Annotated in this window: 11 protein-coding genes; 10 read left to right on the top strand and 1 reads right to left on the bottom strand. The window is 60.4% G+C overall.

The features are described 5' to 3' along the window. Nucleotides 1–39: 39 nt before the first annotated feature. From PH562_RS21920 to PH562_RS21875, 10 genes are all read left to right on the top strand, one after another. Nucleotides 40–1458, top strand: a complete 1419-nt coding sequence (locus PH562_RS21920) for a pyridoxal phosphate-dependent decarboxylase family protein (protein WP_285175588.1) — start codon at nt 40–42, stop codon at nt 1456–1458. A 132-nt stretch (nt 1459–1590) separates the two neighbouring features. Further along, entirely contained in the window at nt 1591–2433 is an 843-nt protein-coding gene (locus PH562_RS21915) for a fumarylacetoacetate hydrolase family protein (RefSeq protein WP_167078383.1), read from the top strand. 299 nt (nt 2434–2732) lie between these two features. After that, the gene (locus PH562_RS21910; protein ID WP_285175587.1) at nt 2733–4010 is read left to right on the top strand and encodes a polyhydroxyalkanoate depolymerase; all 1278 of its coding nucleotides are present in this window, start codon (nt 2733–2735) and stop codon (nt 4008–4010) included. A 435-nt stretch (nt 4011–4445) separates the two neighbouring features. Then, entirely contained in the window at nt 4446–4886 is a 441-nt protein-coding gene (locus PH562_RS21905) for a DUF2852 domain-containing protein (protein ID WP_167078379.1), read from the top strand. A gap of 191 nt (nt 4887–5077) precedes the next feature. Beyond that, a complete protein-coding gene (locus PH562_RS21900; RefSeq protein WP_285175586.1) occupies nt 5078–5839 on the top strand; it encodes a M48 family metallopeptidase in 762 nt (253 codons plus the stop codon). A 275-nt stretch (nt 5840–6114) separates the two neighbouring features. Further along, a complete protein-coding gene (locus PH562_RS21895) occupies nt 6115–6789 on the top strand; it encodes a phosphoribosylanthranilate isomerase (protein WP_113232986.1) in 675 nt (224 codons plus the stop codon). Further along, entirely contained in the window at nt 6786–8000 is a 1215-nt protein-coding gene (gene trpB, locus PH562_RS21890; RefSeq protein ID WP_112606984.1) for a tryptophan synthase subunit beta, read from the top strand. The genes PH562_RS21895 and trpB overlap by 4 nt, the downstream gene beginning before the upstream one ends. Before the next feature lie 10 nt (nt 8001–8010). Then, nucleotides 8011–8850 carry a tryptophan synthase subunit alpha gene (trpA, locus tag PH562_RS21885; protein ID WP_112338587.1) on the top strand — a complete coding sequence of 280 codons (840 nt, stop codon included), beginning with the start codon at nt 8011–8013 and terminating at the stop codon, nt 8848–8850. Nucleotides 8851–8960: 110 nt separating this feature from the next. After that, the gene (gene accD, locus PH562_RS21880; protein ID WP_015338192.1) at nt 8961–9872 is read left to right on the top strand and encodes an acetyl-CoA carboxylase, carboxyltransferase subunit beta; all 912 of its coding nucleotides are present in this window, start codon (nt 8961–8963) and stop codon (nt 9870–9872) included. 32 nt (nt 9873–9904) lie between these two features. Next, nucleotides 9905–11257, top strand: a complete 1353-nt coding sequence (locus PH562_RS21875) for a bifunctional folylpolyglutamate synthase/dihydrofolate synthase (RefSeq protein WP_285175585.1) — start codon at nt 9905–9907, stop codon at nt 11255–11257. Nucleotides 11258–11509: 252 nt separating this feature from the next. Here PH562_RS21875 and trxA read toward each other — a convergent pair whose 3' ends face one another. Further along, on the bottom strand, nt 11510–11830 hold the full coding sequence (gene trxA / locus PH562_RS21870) for a thioredoxin (RefSeq protein WP_015338194.1): 321 nt from the start codon (nt 11828–11830) through the stop codon (nt 11510–11512). Between the last annotated feature and the right edge of the window lie 49 nt (nt 11831–11879).

Here is an 11879-nt window from a genome sequence, read left to right as displayed (position 1 = left end):
TCTAAGGTCCGCCCGTCCGATGGAACAGGGAGGATCGCCATGGATTGGGAGCAGTTCCGGCAGTGGTCGGAGAAAGCGGCCAATTGGGGTGCGGATTATCGTGCGTCGCTGCGCGACAGGCCGGTCCGGGCAAAGGCGGCGCCCGGCGAGATTGCGGCTCACATCGCCGATTCCCCGCCGGAATCGGGGGAAACCATGGAGGATATCTTCAAAGACTTTGAGAATATCCTCGTGCCCGGGATGACGCATTGGCAGCACCCGCGCTTCTTCGCTTATTTCCCCGCCAATGCCGCCCCTGTCTCGGTGGTTGCCGAATATCTGGTGAGCGCCATCGCCGCCCAGTGCATGCTGTGGCAGACATCGCCTTCCGCGACCGAGCTTGAAACGAAGGTGGTCGATTGGCTGCGCCAGGCCCTTGGTCTGCCCGAAACCTTCACCGGCGTCATTCAGGATTCTGCCTCGACCGCGACCCTTGCCGCCGTTCTTGTCATGCGCGAGCGAGCGCTGGACTGGCAGGGCAACAAAAGCGGGCTTGCGGCCAATAAGGCAGTGCGCATCTATTCGACCGACCAGGTGCACACGTCCATAGACCGTGCCATCTGGATATCGGGCGTCGGCGATGAGAATCTGGTGCGCATTCCCTCTGGCGGCCCCAACAAGGCCATGGATCCGAAAGCGCTTGCCGATGCGATCGAACGTGATCGCGCTGCTGGTTTGCTGCCGGCCGGCGTCATCGCCTGTGTCGGTGGTACCAGCGTCGGCGCCTGTGACGATATCGCCGCCGTCGTTGAGGTCGCCCATGCGCATGGGCTCTATGTCCATGTCGATGCCGCGTGGGCTGGCTCGGCGATGATCTGCCCGGAATTCCGCACCCTATGGCAAGGTGTCGAACGGGCCGATTCCGTCGTCTTCAACCCGCATAAATGGCTCGGCGCGCAATTCGATTGCTCCGTCCAGTTCGTGCGCGAGCCGGAGACGCTGGTCCGCACGCTGGCGATTCAGCCCGAATATCTGCGCACGCACGGCCATGATGGCATCATCAATTATTCGGAATGGTCGGTGCCGCTGGGCCGCCGCTTCCGTGCGCTGAAGCTCTGGTTCCTGTTGCGCTATCACGGCTTGGAAGGTTTGCGGACGATGATCCGCAACCATGTCGCCTGGTCGCAGAATCTGGCGAAGCGCCTGGCTGCAGAGCCGGATTTCGAAATTGTCACCGAGCCGTTCCTTTCGCTGTTTTCCTTCGATCACAAGGCGCCCGAGGGGGTCGATCAGGAAAGCCATACCCAGCGGCTGCTGAATGCGATCAACAATGACGGCCGTATCTATCTGACGCAGACTCGTGTTTCCGGGCGTCTGGTTATCCGTTTCCAAGCCGGCCAGTTTGAGGCGACGGCTGATGATATCGACACCGCCTTCGACGTCATCGTTGAAATCGCCAGATCATTATCCTCGGCTTAGAAAAGCTGTTTTTCCAGCGCGGAGGGCCAAGCCATGCTAGGCTCCCTAAAATCGCCTGATGACACTGGTAAATAGTTCGTTCATATATGGCTTCATCAATTTCGTCTTTGAAAATGCAGGGAAGGAAAATCCATGAAACTGTTGCGTGTTGGCGAAGTCGGCAAGGAAAAGCCGGCGCTTCTGGATAGCGACGGCAAGATCCGCGATCTCTCCGCGCATGTTGCCGATATCGGCGGCGAAGCGATTTCGCCCGCAGGTCTTGCGAAGATCGCAGCCCTCGATCCGAAGAGCCTGCCCGAGTTGCCGGAAGGCCGTCTCGGTGCTTGCGTTGCCGGCACCGGCAAGTTCATCTGCATCGGCCTGAACTTCTCCGACCACGCCGCCGAAACCGGCGCCACCGTGCCGCCGGAGCCGATCATCTTCATGAAGGCGAGCTCCGCCATCGTCGGCCCGAACGACAACGTGCTGATCCCGCGCGGTTCTGAAAAGACCGACTGGGAAGTCGAGCTCGGCGTCGTGATCGGCAAGACGGCAAAATATGTCAGCGAAGCCGACGCTCTCGACTATGTCGCCGGTTACTGCGTTTCCCACGATGTCTCCGAGCGCGCCTTCCAGACCGAGCGTTCGGGACAGTGGACCAAGGGCAAGTCCTGCGACACCTTTGGCCCGATCGGCCCCTGGCTCGTCACCAAGGATGAGATCGCCGATCCGCAGAACCTCGGCATGTGGCTGAAGGTCAACGGCAAGATGATGCAGAACGGCTCGACCAGGACCATGGTCTATGGCGTCGCCTACCTCGTCTCCTATCTCAGCCAGTTCATGTCGCTGCATCCGGGCGATGTCATTTCCACCGGCACGCCTCCGGGCGTCGGCATGGGCATGAAGCCGCCGCAGTACCTCAAGCCGGGCGATGTCGTCGAGCTCGGCATGGAAGGCCTGGGCACGCAGAAGCAGACCTTCCTCGCCGACGCGTAAGGGGTGCGAAGCTCCGGAACTTTAACCTTTTGAGATCATTGTTGATGCCGGGGAAGCGATTCTCCGGCGTTTTTTATCGATAAGAACCAATTGTAGTTATGTTGCTCTGCAGCAAAAACTGCTAGGTTGGATCATAAGGAAGGATGAGGATCGCGCCTGAGGAGCCGTCATTATCCTGCTGCACAGCGCCGACTGGAGGAGCGCCGCAGTGAAGGCATCGACACGCAAGACGCGTGCGCTTCAATGATTTAGGTGATTTGCGCGGCCGGATGCCTCGCATCACGAAAGGTAAAGCCCCCATGTTTTATCAGTTTTATGAACTCAACCATGCCGCTCTCGCCCCTTTTCGCGCCGCAGCAGACATGATGCGCCTGGCTTACGCCAATCCCCTTAATCCCCTTTCGCATACGGTATTCGGCCGCACCCTGACGGCCAGTCTCGAGGTCTTCGAGCGCACCACCCGGCGCTACGGCAAGCCGGAATTCGGCCTGCCTGAAACCGAGATTGAGGGCAAACGCGTCTCCGTGCACGAAAAGATCGTTTGGAAGAAGCCCTTCTGCAATCTCATCCATTTCGAGCGCAGCCTGCCCGCCGGCCACGGCGCCGATCCGCGTATCCTGATCGTCGCGCCGATGTCGGGCCACTATGCGACGCTGCTGCGCGGCACCGTGGAGGCGCTGCTGCCGGGCGCCGATGTCTATATCACCGACTGGATCGACGCCCGCATGGTGCCGATGACTGAAGGTACCTTCGATCTGGAAGACTACATCGATTATGTCATCGAGATGCTGCACCACCTCGGGCCGGATACGCATGTCGTTGCCGTCTGCCAGCCGTCCGTCCCGGTCCTTGCCGCCGCTGCCGTGATGGAAGCTGCGGGCGATCGCCTGGCACCCTCGTCGATGACGCTGATGGGCGGCCCGATCGATACCCGCATCAATCCGACGGCGGTCAACCAGCTTGCCAAGGAAAAGCCGCTGGAATGGTTCGCCGACAATGTCGTCATGAACGTGCCCTGGCCGCAGCCGGGCTTCCTGCGGCCCGTCTATCCCGGCTTCCTGCAGCTTTCCGGCTTCATGTCGATGAACCTCGATCGCCATATGATCGCCCACAAGGACTTCTTCGTGCATCTCGTCAAGAATGACGGCGAGCCGGCCGAGAAGCATCGTGATTTCTACGACGAATATCTGGCTGTCATGGATCTGACGGCGGAATTCTATCTGCAGACGGTCGATCAGGTCTTCATCAAGCACGCGCTGCCGAAGGGCGAGCTTATGCACCGCGGCGAACGTGTCGATCCCTCCGCCATCCGCAACATCGCGCTTCTGACCGTCGAGGGCGAAAACGACGATATTTCCGGCGTCGGCCAGACGCATGCGGCACAGACCATCTGCACCAATATCCCCGAACATATGCGCATGCACTATCTGCAGCCGGATGTCGGTCACTACGGCGTCTTCAACGGCTCACGCTTCCGCCGCGAGATCGCGCCGCGTATCCTGGCCTTCACCCGCGAGCATGCCCGCACCGGTCACTCGGTCGTCAAGCGTGTCATCAAGGGCGGCAAATCTGCCTAGAGCCGGATGATTTCAGGTCTGTTCGACCTGAAATCTGAATCCGTCTCTAACTCAAAAAGCTATAGCGGGATGTCGCCCGAAAACCGCGCACACTTTTCGGCATCCCGCTCTAAGAGAACAAGTAAAATCAATGGGATAAATCCGTCCCGGAGCATTGTCGGCGCCCGAACCGCTTTTGCTGTGCAAACTATTAGCTTTTGTTGAATTATCCGGGCGGATTCAAACACTTGTCCGATTCAGCCTCGCGATCCCATTGAAGCCTCACGAAGAGGTTACCATCTCGATTCCAGCGGTACCGCAAAGATCGGGCCGTTTACCGCGCCGCGCGTCCTTGGAACGCGCTGAGATGCAGGTAGAGCTTTAAAAACCGCGCAGAAGCCTGACCAATGACCGGTAACGGTCGAGGGGCGATGCGCCGTGCGAGGATACCTGACAATGAACCAATCTGCATTGCTTCGACCGGATTGGACTCCGGCTACTATTGCCCTGATGGTGCTTGGCTTCGTGGTCTTCTGGCCGCTTGGCTTTGCCATGCTCGCCTATATTCTCTTCGGAGAACGTTTGCGGGAATTCAAACGGGATGTAAACGAAAGGACCGACGGCATGTTTGCTGGCTGCGGACGTTATCGCAATCGTCATCGCCACTCCTATTCCTCCACCGGCAACGTCGCCTTCGACGACTGGCGCCGGGCAGAGCTCGAGCGCCTCGAACAGGAACGCCGCAAGCTGGACGAGATGCGCGCCGAGTTCGACTCCTACGCCCGCGAACTACGTCGTGCCAAGGATCAGGAAGAGTTCGACCGTTTCATGCGCGAGCGCAACAACGTCAAGCGCAATGACAATGGCGGCTCGCCGACCGAATTCCAGACGCCGTGACGGAAGCTCCGTCACGAGGTCAAAGCCGGCATCGCTCGATGCCGGTTTTTCTTTGCCAGAAATCGCAAAGCAAGTCGCGTAAAAGTGCGCAGCGGTTTTGCGATAACGACATGCGTAAATCAAAGACCAAAGCGCACGGAGCGAATCTGAAAGATTGCGACGCGCTTTGGCGAATCATATAAAACTGCCTTATGTTTCCGCTGCTCTCCAGATCCCGCAAACCGCAAGCCAAGTTGGCTGCGCCGGAAACGCGTACGCTCGATGTCGCCGGCCGGCTGATGCCGCTGACGATCCGTCAGCACGAGCGCGCGACCCGCATCACGCTCCGGATCGAGCCCGGCGGGCGGTCGCTGAAGATGACCATTCCACGTGGTTTGGCGGCACGCGAGGTCAACGCTTTCCTCGACCGGCATCAGGGCTGGCTTCTGACCAAGCTTGCGAAATTCTCGGTCGACAGCAGTCTGCGCAGCGGCAGCGAAATCCTCCTGCGCGGCGTGCGCCATCGGATCGAGCATACCGGCACCCTGCGCGGTCTCACCGAAGCGATCGTCGTCGAGGGCATACCGGTGCTGCGCGTCAGCGGCCTGCCGGAACATGCCGGCCGCCGCATCGCCACCTTCCTGAAGAAGGAGGCGCGCGCCGATCTGGAAAAGCTTGTGGCTATCCACGCCAAGGCCGTCCGCGCCAGCGTCACATCCATCACCATGAAGGATACCCGCAGCCGCTGGGGCTCCTGCTCCTCGCAAGGGAACTTGAGCTTCTCCTGGCGCATCGTCATGGCGCCGCCCTTGGTCATCGATTACCTCGCCGCCCATGAGGTCGCGCATTTGCGCGAAATGAACCATGGCCCCCGCTTCTGGTCGCTTTGCCGCAGGCTCTGCCCCGACATGGACGAGGCGAAAGCCTGGCTGAAGCGCCACGGCAGCCAGCTGCACGCGATCGATTTTGATTGAATGCATAGAGGCGCGCAAGGCAATCGCATATAGCCAGGTTGGCCCCTCATCCGTCCTCTCACAGTTCGCTTCGCTCAACTGTTCGAGTCCACCTTCTCTCCGCACGCGGGTAGAAGGGGCTTGACGAGACCGCCCCTCTCCCCGTCAAAACGGGGAGAGGGCTGGGGTGAGGGGCCTTTTCTATTTCATATACGATGGCCTTAGAGCCACGCAAAAATCCCGCCAACGTCGCCTTTAGGCTCGACTCTTTCGAAATTTCATGTCACTCCGCTGCCATGAACCCCGATATCAAAATTTGTGGTCTGAAGACGCCGGAAGCGGTGGATCGTGCTCTTGAGCGCGGCGCTACCCATATCGGCTTTATCTTCTTTGAAAAAAGCCCGCGCTATATCGAGCCGGATCTCGCCGGCGCGCTCGCCGAGCGTGCCCGCGGCAGGGCGAAAGTCGTTGCCGTCACGGTCGATCCCACCAATGACGATCTTGATGAGATCATGGCGCTGGTGAAGCCCGATATGCTGCAGCTTCATGGCAATGAAAGCCCGGAGCGCGTGCTGACCATCAAGGCGGTCCACAACGTGCCGGTCATGAAGGCCATGTCGGTGCGCGATGCGGACGATCTGAAGCGGGTGGAATCCTATATCGGTATAGCTGACCGCTTCCTCTTCGATGCCAAGCCGCCCGCCGGCTCTGTGCTGCCGGGCGGAAACGGCGTATCCTTCGATTGGAGCCTGATGAGCTGGCTCGACGATCGGGTGGATTACATGCTGTCCGGCGGCGTCAACAAGGACAATGTCGCCGAGGCGCTGGCTTCCACCAAGGCCAGCGGCATCGATCTTTCCTCTGCCCTCGAGAGTTCGCCGGGTGTGAAGGATCTAGGCAAGATCGACCAGTTTTTCGACGCTTTTGCAGAAGCATGCGTGCCGGAACCGGCAGCAGGGAGTAGAAAGTGAACCAGACGCCTAAACCCAATTCCTTCCGCTCCGGCCCCGATGAGGACGGCCGTTTCGGCATTTATGGCGGCCGTTTCGTTGCCGAAACGCTCATGCCGCTGATCCTGGATCTGCAGGAGGAATGGGCGAAGGCGAAGGACGATCCGGCTTTTCAGGCGGAGCTGAAGTCTCTCGGCACGCATTATATCGGCCGACCGAGCCCGCTTTACTTTGCCGAGCGCCTGACGGCGGAGCTTGGCGGCGCGAAGATCTACTTCAAGCGCGAAGAGCTGAACCATACCGGTTCGCACAAGATCAACAACTGTATCGGCCAGATCCTGCTCGCCAAGCGCATGGGCAAGACCCGCATCATCGCCGAAACCGGTGCCGGCCAGCATGGCGTGGCGTCGGCAACGGTTGCCGCCCGCTTCGGCCTGCCCTGCGTCGTCTACATGGGCGCGACCGATGTCGAGCGTCAGGCGCCGAACGTCTTCCGCATGAAGCTCTTGGGCGCCGAGGTCATTCCGGTGACAGCCGGCAGCGGCACGCTCAAGGACGCCATGAACGAAGCCCTTCGTGATTGGGTCACCAATGTCGAAGACACCTACTATCTGATCGGCACGGCCGCCGGCCCTCACCCCTATCCGGAAATGGTCCGCGATTTCCAGGCCGTGATCGGCACCGAAGCCCGCGCGCAGATTCTGGAAGCTGAAGGCCGCCTGCCGGATCTCGTCATTGCGGCCGTCGGCGGCGGCTCGAATGCGATCGGCATCTTCCATCCCTTCCTCGATGATGAGGGCGTCAAGATCGTCGGCGTCGAAGCCGGTGGCAAGGGTCTGCAGGGTGATGAGCATTGCGCCTCGATCACCGCCGGTTCGCCCGGCGTGCTGCATGGCAATCGCACCTATCTGCTGCAGGACGGCGACGGCCAGATCAAGGAAGGCCATTCCATCTCGGCCGGCCTCGATTACCCCGGCATCGGCCCAGAGCATTCCTGGCTGAACGATATCGGTCGCGCCGAATATGTGCCGATCATGGACCATGAGGCGCTCGAAGCCTTCCAGACGCTGACGCGCCTCGAAGGCATCATCCCGGCGCTCGAGCCGAGCCACGCGCTCGCAGAGGTGATCAAGCGCGCGCCGAAGATGGGCAAGGACGAGATCATCCTGATGAACCTCTCCGGCCGCGGCGACAAGGACATCTTCACCGTCGGCAAGATTCTGGGAATGTGAGTTAGACGCCATGACCGCACGTATGGACAAACGCTTCGCCGCTTTGAAGGCTGAAGGCCGCCCGGCACTCGTCACCTATTTCATGGGCGGCGATCCCGACTACGAGACCTCGCTCGGCATCATGAAGGCGCTGCCGGAAGCCGGCGCCGACGTCATCGAGCTTGGCATGCCCTTTTCTGATCCTATGGCCGACGGCCCGGCGATCCAGCTTGCCGGCCAGCGCGCCCTAAAGGCCGGCCAGACGCTGAAGAAGACGCTGCAGCTCGCCGCCGATTTCCGCAAGGTCGATGCCGATACGCCGATCGTGATGATGGGCTATTACAATCCGATCTATATTTATGGCGTCGAAAAGTTCCTGGACGATGCACTTGCAGCTGGGATCGACGGCCTGATCGTCGTCGACCTGCCGCCGGAAATGGATGACGAGCTTTGTATTCCGGCGATCCGCAAGGGCATCAACTTCATCCGCCTGGCAACGCCGACCACCGATGACAAGCGCCTGCCGACGGTTCTGAAGAACACGACCGGTTTTGTCTATTACGTTTCGATGAACGGCATCACCGGTTCGGCATTGCCCGACCCGTCGCTGGTCTCGGGTGCCGTCGAGCGCATCAAGCAGCACACCGAGCTGCCGGTCTGCGTCGGCTTCGGCGTCAAGACTGCCGAACACGCCAAGCTGATCGGCGCGTCCGCCGATGGCGTCGTCGTCGGCACCGCGATCGTCAACCAGATCGCCACCAGCCTCACCAAGGACGGCAAAGCAACAGCAGACACCATCCAGGCTGTCGCCACCCTGGTGCGCGGCCTGTCGACAGGAACGCGTTCCGCCCGCCTTGTTGCCGCCGAATAGTTTTCCCATATAGGCCTCTCATCAAATCCCCTGCGGATTGAGGGGAAAAGCCTATGGGCATTTGGTGACGACTAGGATATCGATTAATTCGGTCGATTAGGAGTTTCGAATTGAACTGGATCACGAACTACGTCCGCCCGCGGATCAATTCCATGCTGGGCCGTCGCGAGGTTCCGGAGAATCTCTGGATCAAGTGCCCGGAAACGGGCGAAATGGTCTTCCACAAGGATCTGGAAGACAACAAGTGGGTCATCCCTGCTTCCGGTTTCCACATGAAGATGCCGGCCAAGGCTCGCCTTGCCGATCTCTTCGACAACGGCGAATACGAAGCCCTGCCGCAGCCGAAGGTCGCGCAGGATCCGCTGAAGTTCCGGGATTCGAAGAAATATACCGACCGCCTGAAGGACAGCCGCTTGAAGACCGAGCAGGAGGATACGATCCTCTCCGGCGTCGGCAAAGTTCGCGGCCTGAAGCTCGTCGCCATCGTCCATGAGTTCAACTTCATCGGCGGTTCGCTCGGCATGGCGGCCGGCGAAGCCATCGTGAAGGCTTTCGAGCGTGCGATCGCCGAAAAATGCCCTGTTGTGATGTTCCCGGCTTCGGGCGGCGCCCGCATGCAGGAGGGTATCCTGTCGCTGATGCAGCTGCCGCGCACGACGGTCGCCGTCGACATGCTGAAGGAAGCTGGCCAGCCCTACGTCGTGGTTCTGACGAACCCGACGACCGGCGGCGTCACGGCCTCCTACGCTATGCTGGGAGACATTCACCTTGCCGAACCTGGCGCCGAAATCGGCTTTGCCGGCAAGCGCGTGATCGAGCAGACGTTGCGCGAAAAGCTTCCCGAGGGCTTCCAGACCTCGGAATATCTGCTGGAGCACGGCATGGTGGATATGGTCGTCAAGCGTCACGACATTCCCGACACTTTGGCGACGCTTCTGAAGATCCTGACCAAGGCGCCGGCAAACGACGTATCGGTCAAGAACAAGAATGGCGCGGCACTGGCAATAGCAGCGAGCGCCTGACATCATCGATTGCCGACGGGCGGAGGTGCGGGATGACGTCTATGGATCAGTCCGCAATGAGCGAGGCAGCACGCGAGATCGAGAAGCTCATGGGGCTGCACCCCAAGGGCTTCGATCTTTCTCTGGAGAGAATAACCCGGCTGCTCGACGCCCTCGGCAATCCTCATCAGAAATTGCCGCCGGTGATCCATGTCGCCGGCACCAACGGCAAGGGCTCCGTCACAGCCTTCTGCCGCGCACTGCTCGAAGCCGGCGGCTATAGCGTGCATGTCCATACCTCGCCGCATCTCGTCAACTGGCACGAGCGCTATCGCATCGGCGTCAAGGGCGGCCGCGGCAAGCTCGTCGACGATGCCGTATTTGCCGATGCGCTCAAGCGCATCGCCGAGGCCAATGACGGGCAGAAGATCACCGTCTTCGAAATCTTGACGGCCGCGACCTTTCTCCTCTTTGCCGAGCATCCGGCCGATGTTGCCGTCATCGAGGTTGGCCTTGGCGGTCGTTTCGATGCTACCAATGTCCTCTCCGATCCGGCTGTTTCCGTCATCATGCCGATTTCGCTGGATCACCAGCCCTATCTCGGCGACCGCGTCGAACTGATCGCAGCGGAAAAGGCCGGCATCATGAAGCCGGGCCATCCCGTCGTCATAGGCCATCAGGACTATGATGCAGCACTCGACGTGCTGATCTCGACGGCCGAACGGCTTCGTTGTCCGACCGCCGTCTTCGGCCAGGATTTTTCCGCCCATGAGGAATATGGCAAGCTGGTCTATCAGGATGAGTTCGGCCTTGCCGACCTGCCGCTGCCGCGCCTGCCGGGCCGCCACCAATATGGCAATGCCGCCGCCGCCATCCGCGCCGTCAAAGCCGCCGGCTTCGTCGTCACCGAAGCGATGATGGAAAAGGCGATGACCTCGGTCGAATGGCCGGGGCGCCTGCAGCGACTGACGGAAGGCGAACTGCTGCCACATGCCCCCGAGCGTTCGGAAATCTGGGTCGATGGCGGCCACAATCCCGGCGCCGGCGAAGTCATCGCGGAAGCCATGGCCAATTTCGAGGAGCGCCAACCGCGGCCCTTGTTCCTGATCACAGGCATGATCAACACCAAGGATCCGATCGGCTATTTCAAGGCGTTTGCCGGTCTCGTCGAAAAAGTTTATTGCGTGCCGATCCGCGGCAGCGAAGCCATGGTCGATCCGGTCATTCTCGCCAATGCCGCTTATGATGCCGGTCTCATAGCAGAACCCATGTCCAGCGTCGTCGAGGCGCTGGATGCGATCAAGGGTGCGGCCGTGCCGAATTCGCCTCCCCCGCGCATCCTGATCGGCGGCTCGCTTTATCTCGTTGGCGATGTTCTTGCCGACAACGGCGCGCCGCCGCGGTGATTTTGGTCGGGTGGTCAACCACCCGCCCTCGTGCTTCGAGACGGCCTGGGGCCTCCTCAGCATGAGGGCTGACCTTTGCGCCCAGCCGCTACGGGCTCATTTCTTCGTCGCCTCTTCGTTGCCATGGCGACGAGCCTGCTCCATCCTCACCCTGAGGTGCGAAGCCTCGAAGGGCGAGGATGGCCCGCTCTCTCTGAACCAACAAAAAACCCCGCCGAAGCGGGGTTTTTTGTTTCACGCGATCGATACCGATCAGGCTGCGCTGGAGATCCAGTTCTGCAGAGCCGTCTTGGGAGCTGCGCCGACCTTGATGTCGGCGACTTCGCCGGCCTTGAACATGGCAAGTGTCGGGATCGACCGAACGCCGAACTGGGCGGCCAGTTCCGGGTTTTCGTCGATGTTGAGCTTGGCAACCTTGACCTTGCCTTCGAACTGCACGGCGAGCTCTTCGAGAGCCGGGGCGATCATCTTGCAAGGACCGCACCATTCGGCCCAGAAATCAACGACGACAGGCTCTGCTGACTGCAGCACTTCGGTGGCGAAGTTGGAGGTATCGACTTTAACGGTAGCCATAGGCTGCTCCTTACCAGGATTTACGGGTTGCTAGATATGTGATGGTGCG

It is taken from the genome of Rhizobium centroccidentale, from assembly GCF_030182565.1.
In the GTDB taxonomy this organism is placed as follows: Bacteria; Pseudomonadota; Alphaproteobacteria; order Rhizobiales; family Rhizobiaceae; genus Rhizobium.
The sequence above is the reverse complement of the archived record's forward strand: the minus strand, read 5'-3'. Positions and strand labels throughout refer to the sequence as shown.

Bases quoted from the DNA above. Each gene is read 5' to 3' on its own strand.
- PH562_RS21920 (WP_285175588.1), top strand. From the start codon at position 40: ATGGATTGGGAGCAGTTCCGGCAGTGGTCGGAGAAAGCGGCCAATTGG.
- PH562_RS21915 (WP_167078383.1), top strand. From the start codon at position 1,591: ATGAAACTGTTGCGTGTTGGCGAAGTCGGCAAGGAAAAGCCGGCGCTT.
- PH562_RS21910 (WP_285175587.1), top strand. From the start codon at position 2,733: ATGTTTTATCAGTTTTATGAACTCAACCATGCCGCTCTCGCCCCTTTT.
- PH562_RS21905 (WP_167078379.1), top strand. From the start codon at position 4,446: ATGAACCAATCTGCATTGCTTCGACCGGATTGGACTCCGGCTACTATT.
- PH562_RS21900 (WP_285175586.1), top strand. From the start codon at position 5,078: ATGTTTCCGCTGCTCTCCAGATCCCGCAAACCGCAAGCCAAGTTGGCT.
- PH562_RS21895 (WP_113232986.1), top strand. From the start codon at position 6,115: ATGAACCCCGATATCAAAATTTGTGGTCTGAAGACGCCGGAAGCGGTG.
- trpA (WP_112338587.1), top strand. From the start codon at position 8,011: ATGACCGCACGTATGGACAAACGCTTCGCCGCTTTGAAGGCTGAAGGC.
- PH562_RS21875 (WP_285175585.1), top strand. From the start codon at position 9,905: ATGACGTCTATGGATCAGTCCGCAATGAGCGAGGCAGCACGCGAGATC.
- trxA (WP_015338194.1), bottom strand. From the start codon at position 11,830: ATGGCTACCGTTAAAGTCGATACCTCCAACTTCGCCACCGAAGTGCTG.